Origin of the sequence: Dyadobacter sandarakinus, from assembly GCF_016894445.1 — a bacterium.
Taxonomy (GTDB): Bacteria; Bacteroidota; Bacteroidia; order Cytophagales; family Spirosomataceae; genus Dyadobacter; species Dyadobacter sandarakinus.
Genome location: NZ_CP056775.1, coordinates 5,940,224 through 5,966,954 on the forward strand (window position 1 = coordinate 5,940,224; position 26,731 = coordinate 5,966,954).

22 protein-coding genes are annotated in these 26,731 nt (G+C 48.7%); 12 read left to right on the forward strand and 10 right to left on the reverse strand.

All coding sequences use genetic code 11. The annotated features are described in order from the left end of the window. Nucleotide 1: 1 nt before the first annotated feature. Together HWI92_RS24660 and HWI92_RS24665 are read right to left on the reverse strand one after the other, a co-directional pair. Nucleotides 2-445, reverse strand: coding sequence for a GNAT family N-acetyltransferase (locus tag HWI92_RS24660; RefSeq protein ID WP_204660062.1), 444 nt, complete (start codon nt 443-445; stop codon nt 2-4). Between the two features lie 52 nt (nt 446-497). After that, nucleotides 498-1,526, reverse strand: a complete 1,029-nt coding sequence (locus HWI92_RS24665) for an RluA family pseudouridine synthase (RefSeq protein ID WP_204660063.1) — start codon at nt 1,524-1,526, stop codon at nt 498-500. 39 nt (nt 1,527-1,565) lie between these two features. Between HWI92_RS24665 and HWI92_RS24670 the strand changes: the two genes are divergently transcribed. Next, nucleotides 1,566-2,459, forward strand: a complete 894-nt coding sequence (locus HWI92_RS24670) for a 1-aminocyclopropane-1-carboxylate deaminase/D-cysteine desulfhydrase (RefSeq protein WP_229248600.1) — start codon at nt 1,566-1,568, stop codon at nt 2,457-2,459. On the opposite strand, the gene HWI92_RS24675 is transcribed toward HWI92_RS24670, so the two are convergent. The 3 genes from HWI92_RS24675 to rfaD all read right to left on the reverse strand — a co-directional run bounded on the left by HWI92_RS24675 (nt 2,449) and on the right by rfaD (nt 7,363). Continuing rightward, nucleotides 2,449-4,719, reverse strand: coding sequence for a cation:proton antiporter domain-containing protein (locus tag HWI92_RS24675; protein WP_204660065.1), 2,271 nt, complete (start codon nt 4,717-4,719; stop codon nt 2,449-2,451). The two genes, HWI92_RS24670 and HWI92_RS24675, sit on opposite strands and share 11 nt — an antisense overlap. A gap of 107 nt (nt 4,720-4,826) precedes the next feature. Then, nucleotides 4,827-6,272: a Fe-S cluster assembly protein SufB gene (gene sufB, locus HWI92_RS24680; RefSeq protein ID WP_204660066.1), complete on the reverse strand. Its 1,446-nt coding sequence runs from the start codon at nt 6,270-6,272 to the stop codon at nt 4,827-4,829. A gap of 125 nt (nt 6,273-6,397) precedes the next feature. Next, the gene (rfaD, locus tag HWI92_RS24685) at nt 6,398-7,363 is read right to left on the reverse strand and encodes an ADP-glyceromanno-heptose 6-epimerase (protein ID WP_204660067.1); all 966 of its coding nucleotides are present in this window, start codon (nt 7,361-7,363) and stop codon (nt 6,398-6,400) included. Nucleotides 7,364-7,543: 180 nt separating this feature from the next. Between rfaD and HWI92_RS24690 the strand changes: the two genes are divergently transcribed. Together HWI92_RS24690 and lpxB are read left to right on the forward strand one after the other, a co-directional pair. Next, on the forward strand, nt 7,544-7,960 hold the full coding sequence (locus HWI92_RS24690) for a 6-pyruvoyl trahydropterin synthase family protein (RefSeq protein ID WP_204660068.1): 417 nt from the start codon (nt 7,544-7,546) through the stop codon (nt 7,958-7,960). Between the two features lie 50 nt (nt 7,961-8,010). After that, a complete protein-coding gene (gene lpxB, locus HWI92_RS24695; RefSeq protein ID WP_204660069.1) occupies nt 8,011-9,123 on the forward strand; it encodes a lipid-A-disaccharide synthase in 1,113 nt (370 codons plus the stop codon). Here lpxB and HWI92_RS24700 read toward each other — a convergent pair whose 3' ends face one another. From HWI92_RS24700 to HWI92_RS24720, 5 genes are all read right to left on the reverse strand, one after another. Next, complete coding sequence (locus tag HWI92_RS24700; RefSeq protein ID WP_204660070.1) at nt 9,124-9,717, reverse strand: Uma2 family endonuclease; 594 nt, start codon at nt 9,715-9,717, stop codon at nt 9,124-9,126. Nucleotides 9,718-9,774: 57 nt separating this feature from the next. Further along, the gene (locus HWI92_RS24705; protein WP_204660071.1) at nt 9,775-11,028 is read right to left on the reverse strand and encodes an asparagine synthetase B; all 1,254 of its coding nucleotides are present in this window, start codon (nt 11,026-11,028) and stop codon (nt 9,775-9,777) included. Between the two features lie 180 nt (nt 11,029-11,208). Continuing rightward, nucleotides 11,209-12,900, reverse strand: a complete 1,692-nt coding sequence (locus HWI92_RS24710) for a hypothetical protein (RefSeq protein ID WP_204660072.1) — start codon at nt 12,898-12,900, stop codon at nt 11,209-11,211. 92 nt (nt 12,901-12,992) lie between these two features. After that, complete coding sequence (locus tag HWI92_RS24715) at nt 12,993-14,576, reverse strand: amidase (RefSeq protein WP_204660073.1); 1,584 nt, start codon at nt 14,574-14,576, stop codon at nt 12,993-12,995. Nucleotides 14,577-14,632: 56 nt separating this feature from the next. Then, nucleotides 14,633-14,872: a hypothetical protein gene (locus tag HWI92_RS24720; protein WP_204660074.1), complete on the reverse strand. Its 240-nt coding sequence runs from the start codon at nt 14,870-14,872 to the stop codon at nt 14,633-14,635. A 138-nt stretch (nt 14,873-15,010) separates the two neighbouring features. On the opposite strand from HWI92_RS24720, the gene HWI92_RS24725 reads away from it, so the two are divergent. The 9 genes from HWI92_RS24725 to HWI92_RS24765 all read left to right on the forward strand — a co-directional run bounded on the left by HWI92_RS24725 (nt 15,011) and on the right by HWI92_RS24765 (nt 26,712). Continuing rightward, nucleotides 15,011-15,196, forward strand: a complete 186-nt coding sequence (locus HWI92_RS24725) for a hypothetical protein (protein ID WP_204660075.1) — start codon at nt 15,011-15,013, stop codon at nt 15,194-15,196. A 172-nt stretch (nt 15,197-15,368) separates the two neighbouring features. Then, complete coding sequence (locus HWI92_RS24730) at nt 15,369-16,397, forward strand: FAD:protein FMN transferase (protein ID WP_229248614.1); 1,029 nt, start codon at nt 15,369-15,371, stop codon at nt 16,395-16,397. Between the two features lie 23 nt (nt 16,398-16,420). Beyond that, entirely contained in the window at nt 16,421-18,520 is a 2,100-nt protein-coding gene (gene pta, locus HWI92_RS24735) for a phosphate acetyltransferase (RefSeq protein WP_204660076.1), read from the forward strand. Nucleotides 18,521-18,870: 350 nt separating this feature from the next. Then, a complete protein-coding gene (locus HWI92_RS24740) occupies nt 18,871-19,476 on the forward strand; it encodes a TetR/AcrR family transcriptional regulator (protein ID WP_229248616.1) in 606 nt (201 codons plus the stop codon). A 512-nt stretch (nt 19,477-19,988) separates the two neighbouring features. After that, entirely contained in the window at nt 19,989-21,194 is a 1,206-nt protein-coding gene (gene spt, locus HWI92_RS24745) for a serine palmitoyltransferase (protein WP_204660078.1), read from the forward strand. After that, nucleotides 21,191-22,312: a hypothetical protein gene (locus tag HWI92_RS24750; RefSeq protein ID WP_204660079.1), complete on the forward strand. Its 1,122-nt coding sequence runs from the start codon at nt 21,191-21,193 to the stop codon at nt 22,310-22,312. The genes spt and HWI92_RS24750 overlap by 4 nt, the downstream gene beginning before the upstream one ends. After that, on the forward strand, nt 22,309-23,319 hold the full coding sequence (locus HWI92_RS24755) for an NAD-dependent epimerase/dehydratase family protein (protein WP_204660080.1): 1,011 nt from the start codon (nt 22,309-22,311) through the stop codon (nt 23,317-23,319). The genes HWI92_RS24750 and HWI92_RS24755 overlap by 4 nt, the downstream gene beginning before the upstream one ends. Nucleotides 23,320-23,412: 93 nt before the next feature. Then, on the forward strand, nt 23,413-25,980 hold the full coding sequence (locus tag HWI92_RS24760; RefSeq protein WP_204660081.1) for a DUF5686 and carboxypeptidase-like regulatory domain-containing protein: 2,568 nt from the start codon (nt 23,413-23,415) through the stop codon (nt 25,978-25,980). Between the two features lie 9 nt (nt 25,981-25,989). Then, nucleotides 25,990-26,712 (forward strand): nucleotidyltransferase family protein, encoded by a 723-nt coding sequence (locus tag HWI92_RS24765; RefSeq protein WP_204660082.1) that lies wholly within the window; start codon nt 25,990-25,992, stop codon nt 26,710-26,712. The last annotated feature ends 19 nt before the right edge of the window (nt 26,713-26,731 follow it).

Sequence of the window (26,731 nt, forward strand, 5' to 3'; positions counted from 1 at the left end):
CTCAGAAATCGAGACTGCAGTTGATCCATTCGTTATCGAAATTGGTGCCGTACTTGCGGTAGAAGCCTACTGCAGAAGTGTTCCAGTCGAGCACCTGCCAAAGCATGCCGGTACAGCCGGTTTGCTTGGCAGCGGCAACTGTTGCATCAAAAAGGATTTTGCCGATCCCGTTTCCCCGCATGGATTCCGTTACGATAATATCTTCCATATACAGGCGTTTCCCTTTCCAGGTTGAGTACCGGAAATAGTAGAGGCACAGTCCGACAATTTTGGAATCGTGTTCCGCCACAAAAAAATCGTAAAGTTTATCTTTGTAATCCCGCGCCATTTTCTCGGGCGTATTTGATACCTGATTGAGCGCACGCTCATAAATGGCAAGCTCCTTTACAAGCTCAAAAATAGCGGGTATATCTTCAAGGGTTCCCTGGCGGGTTATTACAGTCATAGTTTTGTATTTATCATTAAAACACCCCCGAAAGGGAAATATACTAGCCCATTCAGGGGTTTACAAAGGTTTCCCACTTGCTGAGGATCTCCTGAAAGCCTACCGGCAGCTCGGAGTCAAACTGAATCCATTTCCGGGTTGCAGGATGTATAAAGCCGAGTGAGCGTGCATGCAGTGCCTGTCCGGGCAGCAGCTTAAAGCAACTTTCTACCATGGCCTTGTAACTTCCTACCGAATTCCCCCGGAGTACCTTGTCGCCCCCATAAACAGGATCATTGAAAATCGGATGTCCCAGGTGCTTCATATGTATCCTGATCTGGTGTGTACGGCCGGTTTCAAGGTTGCATTTTACCAAAGAAACATACCTGAGCTGGCGCAGAACCTCATAGTGGGTTACCGCATGCTTACCATGGGTACCGTCAAGGTATACGTCCATGACCTTGCGATCACGCACACTCCGGCCTACGTGACCGGTAATGGTTCCTTTGGGTTCCTTGGGCTCTCCCCAGATAATGGCATTGTAAGTGCGCTCAATACTGTGATCGGCAAACTGGCCTGCCAGGAACGACATGGCAAATTCGGTTTTTGCAATCACGAGGAGTCCGGATGTATCCTTATCAATCCGGTGTACAAGGCCGGGCCGGCCTTCACCATTCCGTCCGGTAGGTAAATGCTGAAAGTGGTACACCAATGCATTGATCAGCGTGCCGGTCCAGTTACCATAAGCGGGGTGTACCACCATTCCGGCTGGCTTATTAACCACCAGCAACACGTCATCCTCATAAATAATGTCCAAAGGAATGTCCTCCGGAATAATTTCAGTGTCCCTAGGCGGCTCGGGCAGTGAAAGCGTAATTACATCGAGGGGCTTTACCTTGTAGCTGGCTTTGGTAGCCTGCCCATTCACCTTCACAGCTTCTGCGTCAATTCCGTTTTGTATTTTTGTCCGCGATGCATTGGCTACATGCAGGTTCAGGAACTTGTCGAGCCGGATCAATCCCTGGCCTTTATCGGCAACAATGCGGTAATGCTCGTACAGATCGTCTTCTTCCGGAAGTATTTCAGCAGTATCCTGCGACATTTTTTTCTTGTTGGTAGTAAAACAAAAATATCAAATAAAGTGGACTTAACAGGTTCCTCCCTGCCGACGCCCCTGCAGGAGCTCTCAAATGAACTAACCCGGAATGCAGGTATACGCCTGTACATCAAGCGCGACGACCTCATTCATCCGTATGTTTCCGGCAATAAGTGGCGTAAACTTAAGTACAGCCTTCTCGCAGCACGGGAGTCAGGTGCCACCACACTGCTGACATTCGGTGGTGCTTTTTCAAATCATTTGTATGCAGTAGCTGCCGCCGGAGCTGCACTGGAGTTTGAAACGATCGGAATGGTACGGGGAGAAGACTATGCATTGAACGAAACGCACACACTGCAGTTTTGCCGGGAGCGGGGGATGAAACTCCATTTTATTTCGCGTGAGAAATACAGGCTGCGTACCAGCGCCAACTTCCTTTCTGAGCTTGAAACACAGTTTGACAAGCCCTTTATCATTCCCGAGGGCGGTACGTCAGATCTGGCGTTGAAGGGGGTAGGGGAAATGGTAGAAGAGGTGAAAAATCAGCTGGGTTTCCAGCCCGACTACTTCGCCGTGGCGGCCGGTACCGGTGGTACAGCAGCCGGGATCATGGCAGCGCATGCAGATGTGCTTGCTTTTTCTGCGTTAAAGGGTGGCGGTTTTTTACAAAAAGATATTACAAAGCTGCTCACCGATGTGCCTGATTATGGCAGGCTAACCTTTTATACAGATTACCATTTTGGCGGCTATGCCCGGTGGAATGAACACCTGCTTGCATTTATGGACAAGTTCAAAGAAGAAAATCAGATCCAGCTTGAACAGGTGTACACTGCAAAAATGTTCTACGGGCTTTTTGATCTTATTGAAAAAGGAAATCTCACCAATGCTACCATTGTAGCGGTACATACCGGAGGTTTGCAGGGCTTGCTCAGGAGATAACTTCCGCTTCTTCTTCGTTATTGGCGTTTTTCAGGTTTACAAACTCCCTGATCAGCTCACGGTCACCGGCGATCCACAGCACGTCGCCATTTTCAATGATCATGGAAGAGTCGGGATTCAGGATACGCTCGCCATTTCTTTCCAGTCCGACGATCATTCCCTGGGTTTTCTCACGGATCTGGCTGTTGCGGATAGACTTGCCGCGTATGTTATAAATGCTTTTAACCTCAATTCTTTCCAGTACCACGCTTTCTTCCGGAGCCATATAGGCGTCTCCATTGGTACTTACTTCAATATGTTTCCGGAACTCATCCAGCTGATCGTCGGTCCCGATTACCTCAATCCTGTCACATGGATACAGTACCTCGGTGGGCCTGGGCAGCTGGATCGTCTTGCTTCCTCTTTCAATCAAGACCACATTAATGCCGAATTTTTCGCGTATGGCCAGATCCTGCAGGCTTTTGCCAATCAGGGACGAATCTGCACTTACTTCCAGAAATGCAAAGTGAGCGTCCCAGGGAAGCAATATCCTCCTTGACTTGCCGCTGCCTTCCAGCTGGCGTGCATTCAGGTTCTGCAGAAAACGATCTTCAATGCGACTGTAAAATTGCTGCAGACGGCGGTAGAAAACACTAAAACATAGCAGCATGATCGCGGCTGCAATGGTCAGGGTAGTAGGAGTAGAGAAGAAAGATCTCAGTAAAAAGCCCATCAGGATCACTGCAATGACTACGCGCGAGAGTTCCAGCAGCAGGAGCGGCCCGCGGCTGTATTTTCTGTGCAGCCAGATAGACGAGTAGGCTTTCCTGTTCGATCTTTTGAAAACCAATGCCCACAAAAACGGTGCGATCAGCAGGAAGGTGATAACAGCCAGCACCGAATTCGTCAGGAAGGTTTCGGGGACATGCGTGTGCAGCAAGTCGGCAAGCTGGCGGGATGCAGCCAGCGTGACAGCTACAATAACAACTGTGTTGAGTATAACCGTTTGTGCATAGGATTTCAGGATCAGGTTCCAGTGGGTGGTTTGTGAAATGCCTCCGGTACTTGTACTGTACCTGTTAAGATAAAGCCGCCATTTTTCAGGCAGTACCCCGTCGAGCCAGTCGTACAGCGGCTCTGAGGCTTTCATCATGTAGGGGGTGGTAAATGTGGTGATCACGGATACGCCGACTGCAATGGGGTAGAGGAAATCACCGGTAACTTTTAAGGCCACTCCAAGGTTGGCAATAATGAATGAGAATTCACCGATTTGCGAAAGGCTCATACCCGATTGCAGCGACTGCTTCAAAGGCTGGCCCGAGATGACTGCGCCCAGGGTCACGAAAATCGTTTTACCAAAAATAACAACGAACACCAGGATGGCAGTAGGCACGGCGTACTGCACAAGCAGCCCCGGATTAATAAGCATTCCTACTGAAATAAAGAATATAGCCCCGAAAAGGTCTTTGACGGGTTTGAGCAGGTGTTCTATCTTTTCGGCGTGGGTGGTCTCCGCCAGGATCGAGCCCATGATAAATGCACCCAGTGCAGCTGAAAACCCTGCTTTTGTCACAAGAAACACCATCCCGAAACACAAGGCTATGGAGGTGATCAGTACACTTTCGTCGTTCATCAGGTTACGGTAGCGGCGAAGCAGGGTTGGAAAGACGAATATGCCCCCGAGAAACCACAGCGTAAGAAAGAAGAACAACTTGGCAATGGACTGCAGGAGCTCATAACCTGCAAACTGCTGGCTGATGGACAAGGTGGAAAGTAACACCATCAGCAACACGGCGGTAAGGTCCTCGATCACCAGTATCCCCAGTACTACTCTTGTGAATTGCTGCGTTTTCAGGCCCAATTCGTCAAATGCCCGGAAGATAATGGTCGTGGACGAGATCGCGATAATTCCGCCCAGAAAGAGGCTGTTGGTTTTGTCCCAGCCCAGCAGCTGGCCCGTCACAAAGCCCGTCACTAGCATCAGTGTAACTTCAAATAAACCTGTAATTGCAGCAGTACTTCCTACTTTCACCAGCTTCTTGAAGCTGAATTCCAAACCCAGGTTAAAGAGAAGGAAAATTACCCCGATCTCAGCCCAGATCTCGATCGTCTTGATATCCGTGATGGTGGGAAAAAGATGAAAGTTAGGACCAACAAGTAATCCCGCCAGTATGTAGCCTAGCACAATGGGCTGTTTCAATTTCTTGAAAATAAGGGTAATGATACCCGCCATTGTGAGTATTAAGGAAAGGTCTACGATCAGCTGGGGAACGTGCGTCATGAAGGTTTAGCGTTAGTGAATCATTCGGTAAGATCAATAAAATACAAAAAGCCTCTGACGAATCAAAGGCTTTCAGGATTTAATCGGGTAAAAAGAGGATCGTTCTGCTAGCCTACGCTGCCTTCCAGACTGATCTCAAGTAATTTCTGGGCTTCTACCGCAAACTCCATCGGAAGCTGGTTTAACACCTCTTTTGCATAACCATTTACGATCAATGCTACTGCCTGCTCCGTAGGAATACCCCGCTGGTTGCAGTAAAAAAGAATGTCTTCACCAATTTTTGAAGTAGTTGCCTCGTGCTCGACAGTTGCAGAAGGATTGCTCACCTCGATGTACGGGAATGTATGGGCTCCGCATTTATCACCCAGCAACAACGAGTCGCATTGTGAAAAGTTACGGGCCTTTTCTGCTCTTTTAAAAACCTGCACAAGTCCGCGGTAGGAGTTCTGGCTTTTACCGGCAGAGATACCTTTGGAAACAATCCTGCTTTTGGTATTTTTACCAACGTGGATCATTTTGGTACCTGTATCAGCCTGCTGCATGTTATTGGTCACTGCTACCGAGTAGAATTCACCGATTGAGTTATCGCCTTTCAGGATCACAGACGGATATTTCCAGGTGATCGCTGAGCCGGTTTCCACCTGCGTCCAGGAGATCTTGGAACCTGCACCATCGCAAAGTCCGCGTTTGGTTACAAAGTTGTAAATACCCCCTTTACCATCCTTGTCGCCAGGATACCAGTTCTGAACGGTCGAGTATTTAACATTTGCATTCTCATGCGCAAAAATCTCAACTACGGCCGCATGCAACTGGTTTTCGTCCCGCATAGGTGCAGTACAACCTTCGAGATAGCTGACATGGCTGTCTTCATCTCCCACGATCAGTGTACGCTCAAACTGCCCGGTACCTGCCGCATTGATGCGGAAGTAAGTCGAGAGCTCCATCGGGCAGCGAACACCTTTTGGAATGTATACGAAAGATCCGTCGGAAAATACAGCCGAGTTAAGCGCTGCATAATAATTGTCTTTGGGCGGTACCACCGATCCCAGGTATTTCCTGATCAGGTCAGGATGCTCGCGGATTGCCTCGCTGATTGAGCAGAAAATAATTCCTTTTTCTTTGAGCGTACCCTTGAATGTCGTAAAAACCGACTCCGAGTCCATCACGGCATCAACCGCAATTCCGGAAATCCTCTTTTGTTCATTCAATGAAATGCCCAGCCTTTCGAAAGTATCGCGCAGCTCGGGGTCAATGTCGTCAATGCTTTCAACCGCTTTTTTCTTTTTCGGAGCGGAGTAATATTTAATGGCCTGAAAATCAATTTTCGGGTAATGCACATTAGGCCATTGAGGCTCTTCCATGTTCAGCCACATATGATAGGCTTTCAGCCTCCACTGCAGCATCCATTCGGGTTCGTTTTTCTTGGCAGAGATAAAGCGGACGATATCATCATTCAACCCCGCCGGAGCTTCATCCGCCTCGATATCCGTTACAAAACCATATTTGTATTCCGAACTGGTGATTTCTTCCAACAATTCTTCTTCTTTGCTCATAGTCTTTCAATTATCACCCTGTGTTATGCTAAAGGGTAACATATACAACCGGGATAGAGTTTGTTTTGAGCGTCAAAAATACGCAAAATTGCTGAGAAACCGCTTGTGGAACCCGGCCCGGACCTTTATAGGTAGGTGTGCGTCGCCAGGTATTGCTGCACATAGTCGCGGATGCCATCTTCCAGGGAGGTAAATGGGTTTTCGTAGCCGATACTGCGCAGTTTTGCCATGTTTGCTTCTGTGAAATACTGGTATTTGTCCCTGATATCCGCCGGTGTATCAATATACGAGATGTCGGGTTGCTTGCCCATAGCTTCAAAGGTGCTGGTGACCAGGTCTTTGAAAGTCCGTGCCTGCCCGCTTCCCAGGTTGTAAATACCCGGATTTTTCCGATGGTGCATCAGGAATATACAAACATCGATCAGGTCTTTGACGTAAATAAAATCACGCATTTGTTCTCCGTCCCTGTAATCAGGATGGTGGGATCTGAAAAGCTTCATTTTACCCGTTGCATTGATCTGGTTATAGGCATGGAAAATGACCGATGCCATTCTGCCTTTGTGGTACTCGTTGGGGCCATATACATTGAAAAACTTCAACCCTGCCCAGAAAAACGGTTTTTTCTCCTGCTGCAGGGCCCACTTATCAAATTCGTTCTTGGAATCTCCGTAAGGGTTGAGCGGTTTCAATCCGCCGATGGCCGACTCATCGTCGTCGTAGCCATGCTCTCCCAAACCATAGGTAGCTGCTGAGGATGCGTACACCAGCGGAAGCTGGTAGGCCACGCATTTTTCCCAGATCATTTTGGAATAATTGACATTGAGTTCGTCAAAAATATGCTTGTCAAACTCGGTCGTATCCGTGCGTGCGCCGATGTGAAAGATAAATTCAACATCGCGGTAGTGCTCGTCGAGCCACGTCGCTAGGTCGGTTCGTTCTACTTTCTGAAGGATTGTTTTGCCTTCCAGGTTTCCGGTCTTTTCCGTTTTGGAAAAATCATCCACGGCGATGATACTTTTAAAACCATCCTGATTAAGGCGGCTGATAAGCCCGCTGCCGATGAATCCGGCTGCACCTGTAACAATTATCATAGTGGAGATCAATGGTTTAAATGGTAAAACAAATGCCGGGTAAGTGCCTTGATTTTACGAGATCTGCTTGCAGGAAAATGCCTGAAATTGGATTTTTTCCAGTTCTCAGGCTGTTAAAATGTAAAACTAAGCATACAAGCTGTAATTTTGCATTCAGTTTACCAAGGTTGAAGGAGAATTATGATTTATGTAACCAGAAAGGAGCATTTCAATGCGGCACACCGACTTTTTAACCCGGCGTGGTCAGACGAGCGGAATCAGGAGGTATTTGGCCCTTGCGCCAATAACAACTGGCATGGACATAATTTTGAGCTGATTGTTACGGTAAAGGGAAAACCTGATCCTGATACCGGCTTTGTGATTGACCTGAAAGTGCTTGGAGATTTGATCAAGGAGAAAATTGTTGATAAGGTTGACCACAAGAACCTGAACCTTGACGTGGACTTCATGCAGGGAAAAATGGCTTCCTGTGAAATATTCGTGACCGAAATCTGGAAAATCCTTGCTCCCGCAATCTCAGCAGTATCCGCTGACGCCAAGCTGCACTACATCAAACTCATCGAAACCCCCAAAAACTTCGTCGAGTACTACGGTTAATAACTCAAAAACTCAATCACGAACTCACTAACTCACTCCCTCAAAACTGAATGAAGTACTACCTCATAGCCGGTGAGCGTTCCGGCGACCTGCACGGCTCCAACCTGATCAAGGGCATTCGTGCCAGCGATCCGGAGGCCGAGTTCCGGGGGTGGGGAGGTGATATGATGCAAGTTGAGCACATGAAGCTCGTTACACACTATAAGGATACGGCTTTTATGGGATTTTGGGAGGTCGCCAAAAACCTGGGCACGATCCGGGGGTTTCTGAAAAAGTGTAAGTCCGATATCCTTTCCTGGCAGCCCGATGCGCTGATCCTCATTGATTATCCGGGATTTAATCTTCGTATCGCAGCTTTTGCCAAATCGCGGGGCTTAAAGGTCTTTTATTACATATCCCCCAAGGTATGGGCCTGGAACCAGCGGCGTGCCTGGAAAATTAAAGAGACTGTCGACCGCATGTTCGTAATCTTCCCGTTTGAGGTAGATTTTTATAAAAAGTACGACTTTAAGGTCGACTATGTGGGTAATCCCTTGATGGACGCGATTAAGGCATTTACGCCTGATCCGGCGTTCCGGGCAAAAAATAACCTGGATAGCAGCAAGCCGATCATTGCATTGCTCCCGGGCAGCAGGCGGCAGGAAATCGAGGGAATGCTGAACGTGATGCTGGCAGTGCGGCCGCATTTTCCCGCATATCAGTTTGTTATCGCAGGTGTAAATAGCCTGCCTGCATCTCTATATGAGCAATATCTCGCAAATGCGGGTGTATCCATCGTTTATGAAGCTACCTATGATCTGCTGGTCAATGCAGAGGCTGCATTGGTAACTTCGGGTACTGCTACGCTGGAAACGGCACTGCTCGGTGTGCCTGAAATTGTTTGTTACAAAACCAGTACAATCTCCTACGCCGTAGCCAAAAGGCTTATCCGTGTTCCCTACATTTCGCTGGTCAACCTGATCATGGAAAAAGAGACGGTACGCGAGCTGATCCAGCACGATCTGAATGAAGAGATGCTTGTCAGTGAATTGAAAAAGATCCTGCCCGGTGGCCAGGATCAGGCCCGCATGAAATCAGATTATGCTGCGCTTCGGCAGAAAGTAGGAGATTCCGGCGCATCGCAACGTACCGGCAGTATGATCGTCAGGTATTTGAAAAGCTGATTACGCAAAAACCTTTTCGAGGTCGATTTCCATGTCCGGGAAGATGTAGGAGCGCAGCGTGGAAACTGCGGGTTTCAGCCCGACATATACGCCCATATCATTCAGGACGTAGACAAATACGGCATTTTCAACCGGCTCTACCAGCCAGTACTCCCGCACGCCGCATTCTTCATACAGCTGAAATTTCAGGTCCATTTCCTTGCGCGAATTACCAGGCGAAAGGATTTCCACAATCAGGTCAGGCGCACCCAGGCAGCCACGTTCATCGAGTTTTGATGCATCACAAACGACACACAAATCAGGCTGCACAACCGTATATATTTCCGGATTGGAGTTCGACAACTTTTTGGAACTGGAGAGTCTCACATCAAAAGGTGCGCTGAACAGGTCACAGGATTGTCCTTTCAGATAATTGAAAAGCCTGCCTTGAAGCTGGGTAGAAATCCGCTGGTGCCGTACATTGGGCGCAGGCGACATTTTGAAAATGCGGCCTTTGATCAGTTCCAGGCGCTCTTCAAAGCGCCATAGCAGGTAGTCGGCGTAAGTGTATGTACCGTTCAGGTCGAGCTGATTGATGTTCGTTATAGGGGTCATAGCATGTCGGTTTAGGGTAAAACTAGCCAAAATCCTGTGAATCCCCAATGCTGCGGCTCAGGTCTTGCGCTTCTTCTTGCGAGCCGAAGGAAAGAGTACATTGTTCAGGATGAGCCTATAACCCGGGGAGTTGGGATATAAATTAAGATCTGTCGGCATCCGGCGACCCCCTCCTCCGCGCCCCTCCGGATCGTGTCCGCCGTAAAATGTCCATTGCCCGCGTCCGAGTTCCCCATAGATGTACCGGTCAGACGAGCTACTGGTACCCATTACCAGCACACTGGGTTTGATCGTGTATTTGGAAAACGCCGTAGTCTGGCCAAAGAACTCCCGGACAAGATGTTCATGGTTCTGGACGAGCATAGCGGGTATGACGTCCCATTTTGCAGAAAAATCAAACAAACTGAAATATTCATTGCTTTCGCCCCAGCCGCGGAACCGGCCCGCCGATGAGTTGATATCCGAAAAGTTCATCCCGTCGTACTCGTCGAGCTGCAATTTGAAGTTTTGAAATGCAAAGGTTTTATCAAAATCCAGCTTCGACTGCGCATCCGGATCAATCCCATCACCATCCATGTTGTCAACAATGTCCACGCCCTCGGCTGCCAGTGCAATATCGAAAGTCTCGGCCCCGGAGCACATGGCAAACAAAAATCCTCCGCCGGCACAGAACTCCTTGATGGATTTGGCCACTGCCAGCTTCATCTGCGAAACCTTGGCATATCCAAACCGGCTTGCAATTGCTTCCTGCGCCTGAATGTCGGCCTGGGTAGTACGGCGCAGGTTTTTTCCAAACTGCCCGGTGAAATCTTCATGGTGCAAATGCAGCCAATCGTATTTCGGCAGATCGCCGCGCAGGATTTCTTCATCATAAACCACATCAAAAGGGATCTCTGCATATTTCAGCACCAGCAGCACGGCATCTGTATTTTCAAACTCTGCCGGACTGATCTTGATAGGTGAGTACACAGCGATTTTTGCCGCTTTATGCAGCTTTACGACGTCCATATTGACATTTGGATTGCTGATCTCAGCAACGATCTGCTGGCTTGCAGCATTGGAAAGGACCTCATAGGAAATTGCCCGCAGCTTGCATTCATTTTCAATGGTTTTGCTGTACTGCACCATAAAGCTGCCGCCCCGATAGTTGAGCAGCCAGTCAACGTCAATTTCCCCTTTCAGCAGAACATACGCCAGGCCGTATGCTTTCAAATGGTTGGTCTGCAGCTGGTCCATTGGGATCAGGATGCTATTGGCCTGGCAAATTCCGGAAAATGCAAGAAGAATGAAGAACAAAGCCCTTTTCAGCATGGCCGTCGCAGTTTAAATCCAGAGCTGTATCGAAGGGGAGGTTTATCAAATTTATGAAAAATAAGTCTAAATCATCCGGGCTTAATGCCGTGATTTTTAGCATTTTTCATGAACACTGCCCAGATTGTTCCGGAAGCTGGAAGCTGCCTGCCGGCTGGCTTTTATAATGCTGATCGCCGCCTAAGTGAGCCGGATGGTATGGCTGAATGGCGTAAAGCCGGTAATGAAGACCGTGGGTGCGTCCATGGGTGGCAGGGCACCCCGCAACGCTACATTCTTATGCAGTGCTTTTCCCGGCCCGAAAGAAATCTGATCACCATTCAGGGTATAGGTGCCCATTGTATCGCCCAGCAACCAGGTATCTTTTGTCTGGTCAAGCTTACTGACGGAATGTAAAGTGCCGCCCGGCCTGAATATCAGCTCCAATGCAGCAGGTACCCGCTCCGTACCCCTGGTTTTGATGGTAATCTCCATCCCATGTTCTATTTCTTTGATAGAGATGATCGTTTCCAGCTTCTGGACTTCGCTTTGCGGCCTGAAATACCTGGGCATTTTCTCCCAGTCGCCATCGGTCGGGATGTAGTCCTTGGGATAGGGTTGGTAATAAGGACCTTCGAGCTTTTGCGTGAGTTTCCAGCCTGGGCCGTCAGCATCCAGTTTCTCACTTACAAACTGGCCTTTTCCAAAGAAAGAAGAAGCAAAGCGTATGCCCTGCAGTACCGCACTTCCCTTCATAAAAGTAAGCCATACCGGGTTGTTGGCGATCAGCGTAGCATCCCATTGATCGCGGCGGATACGTACCAGCCCGGAGTTAGGGAATGCTTTCACGAAATTAACAGGTACAGGTTTCGCGACGGGTAGCTCAGCCCAAAGCGCCGGATCGTCCAGCAGGTAGTCCAGATAGCCCGCGATTTTGAGGCCCGCTGTTTTCTCGATCATCGTGCACATGGCTGCATACTGACCGTTTTTATCGTAGACAGCCAGGTACCGGTAAGGGTAATAGTAGTTTTCCAGTGTTCCGACTACCGCCTTATCCTGCCTGCCCGATGCATCCGTCACGATCTCCCCATTGGGATGAACATAGTACATGGTCATATCCAAATTCTTACGCACATATTGGAGTAGCCCGGTTTTCTTGAAGCTATTGGAAATGGTTATCAGCAACCTGTCGCTGAGTGAGGAATAAATGAAGGTACTTTTCTCATTATACTGTCCGTCGGCATCCAGGTCGATGTGCTCGGAAAGCCACTGTTCAGCCCTTGCGGCGTATTTAGGATCAGGCCAGAGCTGGTTAAGCCGGGCAAGCACGGCGGATACCACCCAGCGGTGATTGGGAGTATGAATGCCTCCGACAATAAGCGCCTCACCGCAACGCAGCAGAAAGGTTTTCAGATTGTCCATTACCTTGCCAGCTCCGGGTGCTGCCGATTTTTTGAGCAACGAATAAGCAATGGCCAGCCTTTTTACCAGGAAACCCGTATCAGGTGTAGAGTGAAAATTGGTAGAAAGCAGGTCAATGGTGCCGTCAGAATGCTGTGTTTTAAGCAGGTACATAACGGCGAGGTTCATGGCTGAAAGCAATTCTTCCGACTGGTAGAACCTGGATTTTGGAGAAAAAACGGCACAGGTACCCCACTGTACCAGAGCTGCGGTACTATGCGGATTCAGGATGTCGAAGCTGTCTCTCAGCCCGCCCAGGTTTTCACTGTTTTCGTCCTTTACCTGATAATTCAGGAGCGATGCAACACCCAGGTCATTTTGCTTGACCAAGGTCACCAGCCACTCCGGCATATGGGGCTGAAGGTCGAGCCTGAGCACCGGCAGGGCGGCGCATAATGTCAGGCTCCGGCTTAAAAATATTCTTCGCTGCATTTCGCTGTATGTTCCAGTTTGTTACAGAAAAGTGCAATGCAATAACCGGTTACTTTATCTGATTGATTTTATTTAAAATAGAAAAACGCCTGCTATTGGATGCTGGGCAGAAACCGGGGCGGTTTGCGGTTTCTGGAAATCTGCTCGTAGGCATACCCGATGTTTACCACCTGCCTGTCGTGGTACTGCCGGCCCAGGAACGATAGCCCGACCGGAAGTTCCTGTACAAAACCCATCGGCACTGTGATGGATGGATATCCTGCGATTGCAGCCGGCCCGTAAGCACCATACCCTGTCCACGAATCGCCATTAACGGGATCAATACACCAGGATGGGCCTGTGGCAGGTCCGCAGAGCGCATCCAGCTGGTGATCGGTAAATTGGCTGTCGAGCAACATCCGGACATGCAGGATCTTTGCAAGTGCCGCTTTGTATTCCTGATCATCAAGGTTTCCCTTTGCCTGGGATATTTCCAGGAGGTCCTGCTTGAAGGTGGGCATAGCCGTAGCTTCATGGGCCTTGTTGAAATCAATAACTTCCTGTAAGGATTTTACTTTTGCATTTGAATTTGCAAGGTATTTGTTCAGGCCGTCCTTGAATTCATATTGCAGCAAAGTGGATTCTGCCTCACCCAGGTCTTCGCTTTTCATGTACTCCACTTCCACGATTGTAGCGCCGGCCGAGCGCATTTGTTCCAATGCTTTTTGTAAAAGTGCGTCAATGCCTGCCTGCTTTTTAAGAAAGGATTTTTCCACACCAATGCGTTTGCCTTTAAGGCCGCCGGGCAGCAGGTACGAGGGCAGGTCCAGGATTTCTTCCTCTTTGACCTTAGCAAAATGATCATGGACATCATGACCAATCATGGCAATCAACAAGGCAGCCGCGTCGGCTACGTTCCGGCCAAATGGGCCTGCGGTATCCTGGGTAGCAGAAATAGGGATAATGCCCGTGCGGCTTATCAGCCCGACGGTTGGCTTGATGCCCACGATGTTGTTCATGGAAGCAGGGCAGGCGATGGAGCCATTTGTTTCAGTACCTACCGCTGCGGCACAAAGGTTGGCGGCTACTGCCACCGCCGACCCTGAGCTCGATCCGCAGGGAGAACGGTCAAGAACGTACGGGTTCCGCGTCTGCCCGCCGCGGCTGCTCCACCCGCTGGATGATTGATTGGACCGGAAGTTGGCAAATTCACTCAGGTTGGTTTTGCCCAGGATTACCGCTCCGGCCTCGCGAAGGTTTTTTGTCAACAATGCATCCGCTGAGGCACGATTTCCTTCCAGGGCAAGTGAGCCGGCGGTAGTCTGCATTTTGTCAGCCGTATCGATATTGTCCTTCAGCAATATGGGAATGCCATGCAGCGGGCCGCGTAGTTTGCCTTTCCTGCGCTCAGTGTCCAGTGCCTCGGCCATGGAAAGTGCATCGGGATTGATCTCGATTACCGAACGCAGCTTTGGGCCGGCTTTATCAATACGCGCAATTTCGTCCAGGTACAGCTGCGTAATGGAGCGGGAAGTAAATTTTCCGCTGCTCATGGCAGCCTGCAGGTCAGCGATGGACAATTCTGAAAGCTCGAAGGCGGTGTTTTTGTCTTCTGTTTTGCCGGACGAGCATCGCACAAGCGCCAGCGAGCCCAGCCATGCAGAGGACGACAGCCGGACGAAAGATCTTCTATTCATAGGTTCAGAAAAAGGATGCTGTACCTATGCAATATAAGCGTATGACAATTGATTTTTTACAGCAAAGGCGGTTTCTCGTCAAGTCTTTTCCCTATCCAGAAAACAAGCCAGAATGGCAGGATGATGATGCCGGTAATGATCGTGGCTGCAAGCAAAATGGCTCCGAGCAGCAGCTTGATCAGCATAACAATCACTGACTCAATAGTTAAAGTATGTGTAGGCTTGCCAAAAAGTTCTACATCTGCAAAACTCCTTGTGTAATTAACTTTATGCAGCAGGATCGAAAGTATGCGCATGTTTGACGAGTGATAGGTATGTGATAGAGAGGTTTCTTAAAATCATATAAATATATAAGATATTCTTCATACGAATTTGTTTGGCATACTTATTTATTTACTTTTGACAATGAAAAATATCACATAACGTATAAGATCATGAATTTCATAAGCAACATTATATTCTACACGGGGAAGCTGCTTTTTGCGACGATACTTTTTGTCGCTATGGTGATCTCCACAATCATCTCACTCCCATTCATTGGCGCAGGATTAATCAAAGACGCAGTAGCAGCCGAGCATGACCAGCCAGACAGGACCAACCTGATCCAGTTTTGCAGCTGACGTGCATATAGATGTATTGGGAAGGGCAGAAATCAACCGGTTTCTGCCCTTTTTTTGTGCGCTGAAAAAATATTGAAAGGGGATTTTACGTCTGTAAACCGGAGGTATTCGGCAAAATGAACTAATTTTCGTCCGCTTCCTACGACAGAAACTTGCGTAACAGCTCACTTACATGAACTTCACCTATTTTCAGACAATACAAAGACGCCCGCTGCATCATTGGTTTTTTATCTGCATTGTACTTTTCCCGGGTCTGGCTGCGGCCGCCCATGCACCGGCAGACAGCGGGGAAAAGCGCTATACCTACGAAAAAGGAATGATGGGCTCACCCTTCAAGCTGGTATTCTATGCGAAGGATGATTCCCTTGCATTCCGTGCTGCAAAAGCAGCTTTCGCAAGGGTTGAAAAGCTCAACGAAATCATGAGCGACTATCTGGATGGAAGTGAAATCAACAGATTGTCAGCAACTTCCGGCAGCGGGCAGTGGGTACCTGTAAGTAAGGAATTATATGAAATACTCGCCATATCGCAGGATATCAGTGCCAAAACAGACGGTGCATTCGATGCGACACTTGGGCCGGTGGTGCAATTGTGGCGTCACGCAACCAGAAAGGGAATATTTCCTCCCGAAGATGAAATCCGGGACGCATTGAACCGCACCGGGTTTTCAAAACTGAAAATGAATCCAGACGGTTACAAGGTTATGCTTACCCAGAAAGGCATGCGGCTGGACATTGGCGGATTGGGAAAAGGATTTGCGGCAGAAGAGGCGATCCGCGTACTGAAAAGCTTCGGGATCAGATCGGCTATGATGGATGCAGGCGGCAAAATCGTGCTGACGGATGCACCTCCCGCATCCAAAGGCTGGAAAATTACAGTTTCGAATGGGAGCGATTCGCTCAAAACCATGGAGCTTGCCAATGTTGCCCTGGCTACTTCGGGTCCTACCTATCGTTTTATGGAATACAAAGGGGTACGTTATTCGCACATCGTTGATCCTAAAACAGGCATTGGTCTGTTATTTCATGTGCGGACAACGGTGATCTCACCCGATGGTACCGTGGCAGATGCGCTGGCAACCGCTTTCAGTGTCGCAGGAATCGAGAAAAGCAAAGTTTACCTCAAACGTTTTCCCGGCAGCAAAGTCTGGCTGGTAGAAAAACAGGATGAACGTGTTGCCAACTGGAATATGCTCGAATAAACCTGTGCAGCATTGCTTTTTTTATGACAAAAAATATCTTCATCGCATCCGCCGAACCTTATTCCGGCAAATCTGTGGTGGCACTCGGATTGATCCACATGCTGCTGGGCAAGACAAAAAAGGTGGGCTTTTTCAAGCCTATCATCTCCCAGCAGGTGCCAGATACAAAGGATAAGCACATTGAAACCATCCTGAGCTACTTTTCCCTGCCCATCGCTTATGAAGACACTTTTGCCTTCACGCGCCAGGAGGTTTTGCAGCAGAGTGAATCCCAGAACTGGGGCGGTATCATCGAAACCGTGATCAGGAAGTTCAAAGAGCTGGAAGAAGCTTATGATTTCACAGTTATTGAAGGCAGCGACTTTCTCGGCGAAGGGATTGCATTTGAATTTGAAACCAATGCTGCGATTGCCAAAAACCTCGGCGCGCCCGTACTGATGATTGTAAATGGGGAAGGTAAAACCACGGCCCAGATCATCAACGCTGCATTGAGCGTATACAGGAACTTCGAAATGCGTGAGGTGCAGGTATTAGGGATTATTGCAAACCGTGTAAAACCGGAGCAGGTAGAGGATGTGCGGCAATTGCTGCAAATGCAGGTGAGTGACGACATTATGGTGAGCGTTTTTCCCTGGGAGCGAAGCCTGCACAGCCCGACTCTGCGCGAGATCACCGATGCACTCGGCGCCAGGGTTTTGTTTGGCGAGCAGCTGCTTTCCAATCAGGCCGACCATTTTATTACGGGCGCCATGATGCTGCCTAACTTTCTCAACCATATCAAGGAAAACGTACTCGTCGTAACACCGGGCGACCGGGGCGATATTCTCATTGGTACCTTGCAGGCCAACCTGTCGGCCAATTATCCGAAGGTTGCGGGCATTGTACTCACGGCCGGCACCGAGCCGGAGGAGCCGGTACTCCGACTGATCGAGGGTTTGCAAACGGTAATACCGATCCTGGCCGTGCAGAAAGGTACTTTTGAAACCACAACAACCATCGGCGCCATTCATTCGAGGATCAGTGCGGATAATATTAAAAAGATTGAGCTGGCGGTGCGGACTTTTGAAAAGTACACGGACATGCAGGTGCTGGATGACAAGATTATTAAGTTTGAGTCGGAAGGCATTACCCCGCATATGTTTCAGTACCAGCTTGTAAAAAGGGCTAAAAGCCGGAAAAAGCATATCGTACTGCCCGAAGGCAATGACGACCGCGTCCTGAAAGCCGCAACCCAGCTTGTTGCCCAGGGTATTGTTGACCTTACAATCCTTGGCAAGCCGGCAGAGGTAGGGGCTTCTTTCAGGAGGCTAGGGTTAAATCCGGATATGCAGTTCATCAGCATTGTAAATCCTGCTGCCTCGGATTACTATGAGGAGTACGTACAAACCCTGTATGCGCTTCGGAAAAATAAGAATGCCAACGAGGAAATTGCCCGCGACCTTATGACGGACGTATCCTATTTCGGAACTATGATGGTGTATAAAGGACATGCGGACGGTATGGTATCGGGTGCAGTACATACTACCCAGCAGACCATCCGGCCTGCATTGCAGTTTATCAAGACAAAGCCTGGTGTTTCGCTGGTATCGTCCGTGTTCTTTATGTGCCTGCCGGAGCGTGTTGCTGTTTTCGGGGACTGTGCCGTCAATCCGAACCCTACTGCTGAGCAGCTGGCCGAAATTGCGATCTGCTCGGCAGAGAGCAGCGCGGCTTTCGGGATTGAGCCGCGCATTGCAATGCTTTCGTACTCGTCCGGAACGTCGGGAGAGGGAGAGGACGTAGAGCGCGTGCGCGAAGCTACTGCGATCGTCCGCGCGCGCCGGCCTGATCTGAAAATAGAAGGCCCGATCCAGTACGACGCCGCAGTGGACCCGATCGTAGGAAGTCAGAAGATTTCAAACTCGGAAGTAGCCGGAAAGGCAAGTGTCCTTATTTTTCCTGATCTGAATACAGGCAACAATACTTACAAAGCCGTACAGCGTGAAACCGGTGCGCTGGCAATCGGGCCCATGCTGCAGGGGCTCAGCAAGCCGATCAATGACCTCAGCCGCGGCTGCTCGGTGGAGGACATCTTCAATACGGTTATCATTACTGCCATACAGGCACAGGAAGCCGACGCCTGAACAGAATTGCCTTCTTAATGCCCCTTTCCCGGAAACGTACTATTTCGGGTGTTATCGTCCTATCCATAAGGTTTCCTGCCGGCAGCACGTATCCGCGTGATTGCCTGTCCTCCTTTTAGCCATAACCTTCTTAGCCTTGCAGTTTTATTCAGGTAGTGGCACACATGCGCCTGCATACATCTTTTTTGTACTTAACCGATAAAAATATATTTGAAACGAATATTTTAAACAGCTGTTTAAATTTATCATTTAAAACGCTTGTACAAGTCGGAAATGGACTGCACATTTGTGCTACAATTCAGGATTAACTGTTTTTGACCAGAACCTAACGGAGTAGAAACGTGAAGTGTGTGAATGAAAAAAGTGAAGACAAAATCAGGGAGGCTGCCAAGCGGGTCTTTCTGAAAAAGGGCTTCGACGGCACTACATCGAGAGATATTGCACGTGAAGCTGACATGAACATTGCCCTGACCAATTATTACTTCAGGAGCAAGGAGAAGCTGTTTATGGAGATTTTCCGCGATTTGATGGAATTGTATTCTGAAAATGTGCTGGAAATCCTGAACAAGCCTATTGATATAAAATCGAAAATATCCGAAATCATCGAGCGCAACTTCCAGATGATGAGTAAGGAACCGGATCTTGTGATGTTCATCATGAACGAAATTCACAAGGAGCCCGAGCGCCTGCTTACCAACCTGACGCTCTACAAGCAGGTAAAATCGACCATGTTCAGCAAGCAGCTTGATGAAGGGATTGAGGCCGGCAAGCTCCGGGCGATCGGTGTGGAAAGCCTGCTGCCGCTGATGACAAGCTGCATTGAGTTTATATTCATGGGCAAGGGCATGTACAAAAAGATTTACAAGTTTTCAGATGAAGAATTTCAGCAGTATGCCGAGCGGCACAAGGATCACGTGAAGGAGATGATCTGCAATTACCTCATTCTGGAGAACTAAAATTTTTTCCCGGACTTTTAAACAGACATTTAAATTAAACATTTGTTTGAGGGATTCAGGAATTAAAATGTCGTTAAAATAGCTCCTTCCAAAACGGGCTGCAATGCGGAAGGCACTGATTTTGGAATGGGCATTTAAAATAAAACAAAAGCAAACTGGTACGTATCTGGCATGTTTGGCCGAAAATGAGGCATCCTACCTGAATTTTCTTTTGTGAAAGGCAAAACAGGGGACTGGTGACGGCCTTAGGGAATGTAGAGAGAGAAAATTTCAATTAACGGTAAAATACAAAATGTGTTGCCCTATTTTTGAACTAGTGAACAGGGTATCGGGTTTAAACATTTAAGTAAAATTGCCGGTACCGGTACCGGGTCGCAATTCAGGTTCGAAATGAAGAACAGTATGAAGGATAAACTTTACAACACCAATTGATCATTTCGGTCTCAATAGGCAAGGTTTCACTACCTGCACACTCCAAAAAACAAGCTGTTGATTCTGACATTAATTAATCCATGGGTAAAAAATTAACGAAGCGCATAGCCGAATTCAAAGATGCGGCAATAATCAGAGAACAAGGCCTATATCCGTATTTCCGGCCTATTGAATCGGGTCAGGATACAGAAGTGATCATTAAAGGAAAACCCGTACTGATGTTCGGGTCTAATTCCTACCTGGGCCTTACCTCACATCCTTATATTATTGAATGCTCTCAGAAAGCAGTTCAGAAGTATGGCAGCGGCTGCGCAGGTTCACGCTTTCTGAATGGAACGCTGGACATTCATGAAGAGCTGGAAAGACGCCTGGCCATTTACACCGGCAAGGAAGCCTCGGTACTTTTCAGCACGGGTTACCAGGCCAATCTGGGCGCATTGTCGAGTCTTACCGGCCGCAATGATTACCTGATCCTGGACGAAAGCGACCATGCTTCCATCATCGACGGAAGCAGGCTTTCCTTCTCCAAGGTGATCAAGTATGCACACAACGATATGAATGACCTGCGCAAAAAGCTCAGCCTTTTGCCGGAAGAATCTGTAAAGCTGATCGCGACGGACGGTATATTCAGCATGGAAGGTGATATCGTGAAATTGCCTGAACTGAATGAGATCGCAGCTGAGTTTGACGCCTCCGTACTGGTGGATGATGCGCACAGCCTGGGTGTGATCGGCCGCAATGGTGCCGGAACAGCTTCCTACTTCGGTCTTACCGAATCTACAGACCTGATCATGGGAACATTCAGCAAATCGCTGGCTTCTCTTGGTGGTTTTATTGCAGGGAGCGCCGAAGTAGTAGACTATCTTAAACATCGCGCACGCTCGCTCATGTTCAGTGCCAGTATGACGCCCGCTGCTGTAGGCAGCACGCTGGCAGCCCTGGATATCATCGAGTCCGAGCCGCATCATATTGAAAGATTGTGGGCTAATACCCGCTATGCCAAAGAGTTGCTGCTGGTCAATGGATTTGATCTCGGTAAAACAGAGAGCCCGATCCTGCCGGTTTATATCCGGGACAACAGCAAGACATTCATGATGACCAAGTTATTGCAGGAAGATGGCGTGTTTGTCAATCCTGTGGTTTCGCCGGCCGTAAAGCCTGAGCATTCGCTGATCCGTTTTTCCCTGATGGCTACGCATACTTTCAGCCAGATTGAGGAAGCTGTGGACAAAATGGCCCGCATATACCGTCAAATTTGTCCGGAAGCAATAACAGAGAAGTTATGAAGCAAATTAAGCCAGTAAACAACTCAGGGGATCTCAAACAGTTCATCGATTTTCCGCATGATCTGTATGCCAGCGACCCCAACTATGTACCTGAGCTGTTTATCGCTCAGCAGGACATGCTCACGCCGGGCAAGCACCCGTTCCACGAGCATTCCGAAGTGAAGTGTTTTCTGGCTTATGATGCCAACCGGATTGTAGGAAGGATTGCAGCCATTTACAACCGGAACCATAATCAATTTGTCGAAGCGAATGACGGCTTTTTCGGTTTTTTCGATACCATTAATGATCAGGAAACGGTAAACCTGCTGCTGGCAGAGGCCACAAAATGGCTGAAAGAAAAAGGTGCCGAAAACATGATCGGTCCTGTTAATCTCTCTACCAACGATACCTGCGGGTTGCTGGTCGATGGGTTTGACAGTCCGCCGATGGCGATGATGCCCTACAATGCCGAGTACTACCAGCACCTGCTCGAAAACAATGGCCTTACCAAGAAAACAGACCTGCTGGCGTATCTTCTTGCAGAGGGGAATGTGAGCGACAGATCCGTGAAGCTGCTGGACGTGATTGATAAAAGATTGGCCAGGACGGGCATTGTGGTCAGAAAGATCAACCTCAAGGATTTTAAAAACGAGGTAATCAAGATCAGGAATGTGTACAACAGCGCCTGGGACAAGAACCTCGGCTTTGTGCCCATGACAGAAAAAGAATTTGATTATCTGGCCAAAGACCTGAAAATGATCATGGATCCCGACTACTGTCTGGTGGCCGAAAAGGACAATCAGCTTGTCGGATTTATCCTGGGTATCCCGAATATCAACGAAATCCTGATTAAGATCAAAAGAGGACGTTTGCTGCCATTCGGGATTTTCAAGCTCCTTTTTGGCAAGAAAAACATCCGTACTGTGCGTGTGCTGACCCTGGGTGTGGTGGAAGGATACCGGAAAATGGGGATAGAAGCCAGCTTGTACGGGCATATCATTAAAAATGGCACGGCTAAAAATGTAAAAGCGGCCGAGTGCTCATGGATGCTGGAAGACAACTATCTCATGAACCACGCCATAGAACAGATCAACGGCAAGCTGTACAAGCGGTACAGGTTGTACGAAAAGCATATATGAAAGAAAGAGTGTTCATAACAGGCGCCAGCGGCTTTATCGGGTACCATCTGGTACAAGCTGCCCTGGAAGCCGGTCTTGAAGTACACGCCGCCGTGAGGCCCAGCAGTAACCTGGCACTCCTCACCAGGCTGAAATCAGCTTACAGCGACCTGGCTTTTGTGAACACCGATTTTAGTTCAAAAAATAACCTGCTGGCACTGCTGAAAAGCGGTAACTATAACTATATCATTCATGGAGCAGGGTTGACCAGGGCCAAAACACCCTCCGCCTACAACCTTGTGAATGCAGATTACACACTATCTCTGGCAGAGGCCGCCATGGCCTCCGGCATTCCGCTGAAGCGATTTGTTTTTCTGAGCAGCCTGGCCGCGATCGGGCCCAGGGCTTACGACGAAAAACAACCGATCACCGAAAGTTCTTCACCTGCTCCGGTTACGGATTATGGAAGGAGCAAGCTGCTTGCCGAGCAATATCTTGAAAAATTAACTGGGTTACCACTGACGATTATCCGTCCCACAGCCGTGTACGGTCCGGGGGAGAAGGACCTCTTTGTTCTTTTTAAAACCCTGAACAGCGGACTGGATGCCTATATCGGAAGCAAGCCCCAGCGACTAAGCTTTGTGTACGTGCAAGACCTGGTGGATGCGACCCTGGCAGCTCTGAAGGAGCCGGGTTCCCAAACAAAGGTTTACAACATTTCAGATGGAAAAGCTTACGACCGGTATGCACTGGCCGACTGCTTTAAAGCATGGAGTGGAAAGAAAGCTTTCCGTATGCATTTGCCCGTTGCATTGATCCGGATGATAGCAGGAGTGCTTGATCTTGCCTATTCCTCCTCATCGGCAACACCCGTCCTGAACAAGGAAAAACTGAATGAACTTACAGCTCCTAACTGGATCTGTAGTATCGATGCGGCCCGCAGCAACCTGAACTACCAGCCCCGGTACGACCTGGCGGCTGGCATGGCAGAAACCCTGGCGTGGTACAAGGAGAACAGGTGGCTTTAACATTTTCAGTGGGCATTGATCACGAGCCGGGTTTCCGGGGTACATGACAGCCAGGCCCCACTGAACAAGACAACGTTATGATGATGTATTAAAATGAAAGCAATAAACAGGCGCTTATGGCTGCAATTTCTTCTGCTGATCTGCTTTGCACAGATATTTACAGGAGCTGCCATGGCCCAGACTACAACGATCAAGGGAACTATTACTGATGCAAAAACAGGGGAGACCCTGCCATATGTATCCATTGTTATACCGGGTACAACAATGGGTACTGCTACCGATGTCGATGGGCGCTATGCCATGACGCTCAACGAAAAACACGCTACCATCAAGTTCAGCTACGTAGGCTACATTACCGTCGAAAAAGCCATCAACTTTGGCACTTCGCAGGTGATTGACATAAAAATGTCCGTCGATGCGGCCATGCTGAAAGAGGTTACCGTAAAAGGCAGGGGACGGTACCGCAACCGCGACAATCCCGCAGTGCAGCTGATCCGTGAAGTCATTGTGCACAAGGATCAGAACAAAATGGGTGCGAATGAATACGTGGAATATGAGCAGTACGAGAAGATATCATTTGCATTGAGCAACCTTTCCGAAGGCTTTAAAGACAAACGCATTTTCAAGAATTATCAGTTTCTGTTCAAAAGCCAGGATTCCTCAGCAATGGGTGGCAAAACCATGCTCCCCGCATTTATGGAAGAAAAGCTCTCGCAGATTTATTTCCGCAAAAGTCCTTCGACCAAAAAACAGCTGATCCTGGCCAATCGCCGGGCTGAGTTCGACTCGAAGTTTGTGGATAACAATGGTCTGAGCAACTACTTCAACAGGCTGTATGAAGATGTTAATATTTACGAAAACAATATTTCCGTCGCAACCAACCTGCTGCTGAGCCCTATCGCGGGTACCGCACCGACTTTCTACAAGTTTTTTATCCGGGATACCGTCAAAACGAGTACGCCCTGGCTGATTGAGCTTGGATTTGTGCCCCGCAACAAAACAGATCTCCTTTTTGAAGGTACGCTCTTCGTAACCCTCGATGGCAACTACGCTGTGCAGAATGCCTATCTCACCGTGAACAAGGACATTAACCTGAACTTCATGCGTGATCTGGAAGCCAAGCTTGAATTTGAAAAAAGCAGTGACGGCCGGTACCATCCCACGCGAACAAGCCTGGCCATGGAGTTTGCACTGGGTGAAAAGAACGCCGGTCTTTACGGCCAGCGCGTAGTAAATTTTAAAAACTACAGGATCAATGAAGCCAGGCCCGACAGTGTTTACCGGGGACCCGACGAGCAGATCGCCTACAACCCGAATGTGAAAACAGGGGAGTCGTTCTGGAGTACGGCCCGGCACATGCCGCTGGAGAGAATGGAGCTGGATATTTACAGGAATATAGATACCCTGCAGACCATCCCGTCATTCAGGCGTACGATGGACATTGCCACACTGCTTCTGGCAGGTTACAAGTCATTTGGTAAGGTTGAAATTGGTCCGGTGAATACGTTTTACAGCTTTAACCCGGTGGAAGGTTTCCGGCTCCGGTTTGGTGGGCGTACCACTACGGAGTTCAGCAAAAAAGTGTATTTCGAGACTTATGCGGCCTATGGTTTTAAAGATCAGCGCTGGAAGTATTTCCTGAGCGGCACGTATTCCTTCAACAACAAGTCGGTATATGGTTTCCCGCGCAACTACATCCGCGCGAGCTTCCAGCGGGATACCAAAATCCCCGGTCAGGAACTGCAGTTCGTACAGGAAGACAATTTCCTCCTCTCGTTCAAACGGGGTGAAAACAACCGCTGGCTTTACAATGATATTTATAAAGTAGAATACCTGCGGGAGCTGGAAAACCATTTTTCCTATAAGATCGGCTTCACACAATGGAGCCAAACACCGGCGGGTATTTTACGATACGAAAACCTGGACAGCGAAGGTCAGCTCAACAATATCATGCACCTAAATAATACAGAGGCAAATGTGGAGCTCCGGTATGCACCCAATGAACAGTTCTACCAGGGAAAATTGTACCGTACACCGATCATCAACAAGTATCCTATTTTTACGGTACGCTACAATGCGGGGCTGAAAGGGGTTTTTGAGGGTGAAAACAGGTACCATAACCTGTCGGCCAATATTACCAAGCGTTTTTACCTGTCGCAGTTCGGCTATGCGGATGTGACAACGGAAGGCGGGTACATCTTTGGCAGTAAGGTATTGTTTCCGCTGCTGACCATCCACCGCGCCAACCAGACATACGCCTATCAGCTGAACTCGTACAACCTGATGAACTTCCTCGAATTTGTCAGCGATCATTACGCCAGCCTGGATGTGCAGTATTATATGAACGGGTTTTTGTTCAATAAAATACCATTGCTGAAACGGTTGAAACTGCGTGAGGTATTCAGCTTTAAAGGATTGATGGGCGGCTTGCGCGACGAGAATAATCCCGCATCGAACCCGTCGCTGTACCGTTTCCCGGTGGATGAGCAGGGCCGGCTGATCAGCTATACGCTATCGCGGGAGCCTTACATTGAAGGAAGCGTCGGGGTAGCCAATATTTTCAAGCTGCTGCGGGTGGATTTGGTAAAGCGTTTCACTTACCTCAACAACCCCAATGTTTCTGAGTGGGGTGTTCGGGCGCGCTTTAAGCTGGATTTTTAAACTTACAATATGAATTACGCAATCATTGCTGCCGGTGAAGGTTCACGATTGGCCAGGGAGGGTTTTCAGCTTCCCAAGCCCATGGTGAGCCTGCATGGTGAAATGCTCATCGACCGGCTGATCCGGATTTTCATGAATAACAATGCCACGACCATCAGGATCATCATCAATGAGCAGTCACCGGCACTGGAGCAGCATATGATGCAGCAAAGCCTGGCTTACCCAATTGAAATTGTTCGTAAAACCACACCCAGTTCGCTGCACAGCATGCACGAACTGCTGGCATCGGGCAGACAAATGGAAGCTGTATGCGTCACCACGACCGATACCGTTTTCAGGGAAGAGGAATTTGCTGCATTCATCCGTGATTTCGAAAATGACCGTGATCACGACGGGCATATGGCAGTTACCAGCTTCATTGATGATGAAAGCCCGCTTTTTGTAGCAACAGACGAAAGCCAGATAATCCGCGCTTTTGAGGATAAAAACAGCTCGGCTACACCCTATGTGTCGGGGGGTATTTACTGCCTCCGGCAACGCGGGATAGCCCTTGCCGGCAGGTGTGTACAGGCAGGCGTAAGCAGGATGCGCAACTTTCAGCGTGAAATGCTGCAGGAAGGCCTTCTTCTTAAAGCATATCCTTTTTCAAAGATTGTGGACGTCGACCATGTGGAAGACATTCGCACCGCAGAACTTTTTTTACAGCCGGACAGCATTGCTCCGGCATTTTGATCAGACATCAATTATAAAG

Coding starts and splice junctions, on each gene's coding strand:
- pta (WP_204660076.1), top strand. CDS start 16,421: ATGACAAAAAATATCTTCATCGCATCCGCCGAACCTTATTCCGGCAAA.
- HWI92_RS24675 (WP_204660065.1), bottom strand. CDS start 4,719: ATGACGCACGTTCCCCAGCTGATCGTAGACCTTTCCTTAATACTCACA.
- HWI92_RS24730 (WP_229248614.1), top strand. CDS start 15,369: ATGAACTTCACCTATTTTCAGACAATACAAAGACGCCCGCTGCATCAT.
- HWI92_RS24665 (WP_204660063.1), bottom strand. CDS start 1,526: ATGTCGCAGGATACTGCTGAAATACTTCCGGAAGAAGACGATCTGTAC.
- rfaD (WP_204660067.1), bottom strand. CDS start 7,363: ATGATAATTGTTACAGGTGCAGCCGGATTCATCGGCAGCGGGCTTATC.
- HWI92_RS24765 (WP_204660082.1), top strand. CDS start 25,990: ATGAATTACGCAATCATTGCTGCCGGTGAAGGTTCACGATTGGCCAGG.
- HWI92_RS24755 (WP_204660080.1), top strand. CDS start 22,309: ATGAAAGAAAGAGTGTTCATAACAGGCGCCAGCGGCTTTATCGGGTAC.
- HWI92_RS24660 (WP_204660062.1), bottom strand. CDS start 445: ATGACTGTAATAACCCGCCAGGGAACCCTTGAAGATATACCCGCTATT.
- HWI92_RS24715 (WP_204660073.1), bottom strand. CDS start 14,576: ATGAATAGAAGATCTTTCGTCCGGCTGTCGTCCTCTGCATGGCTGGGC.
- HWI92_RS24700 (WP_204660070.1), bottom strand. CDS start 9,717: ATGACCCCTATAACGAACATCAATCAGCTCGACCTGAACGGTACATAC.
- sufB (WP_204660066.1), bottom strand. CDS start 6,272: ATGAGCAAAGAAGAAGAATTGTTGGAAGAAATCACCAGTTCGGAATAC.
- HWI92_RS24710 (WP_204660072.1), bottom strand. CDS start 12,900: ATGCAGCGAAGAATATTTTTAAGCCGGAGCCTGACATTATGCGCCGCC.
- HWI92_RS24720 (WP_204660074.1), bottom strand. CDS start 14,872: ATGCGCATACTTTCGATCCTGCTGCATAAAGTTAATTACACAAGGAGT.
- lpxB (WP_204660069.1), top strand. CDS start 8,011: ATGAAGTACTACCTCATAGCCGGTGAGCGTTCCGGCGACCTGCACGGC.
- HWI92_RS24725 (WP_204660075.1), top strand. CDS start 15,011: ATGAATTTCATAAGCAACATTATATTCTACACGGGGAAGCTGCTTTTT.
- spt (WP_204660078.1), top strand. CDS start 19,989: ATGGGTAAAAAATTAACGAAGCGCATAGCCGAATTCAAAGATGCGGCA.
- HWI92_RS24760 (WP_204660081.1), top strand. CDS start 23,413: ATGAAAGCAATAAACAGGCGCTTATGGCTGCAATTTCTTCTGCTGATC.
- HWI92_RS24750 (WP_204660079.1), top strand. CDS start 21,191: ATGAAGCAAATTAAGCCAGTAAACAACTCAGGGGATCTCAAACAGTTC.
- HWI92_RS24705 (WP_204660071.1), bottom strand. CDS start 11,028: ATGCTGAAAAGGGCTTTGTTCTTCATTCTTCTTGCATTTTCCGGAATT.
- HWI92_RS24690 (WP_204660068.1), top strand. CDS start 7,544: ATGATTTATGTAACCAGAAAGGAGCATTTCAATGCGGCACACCGACTT.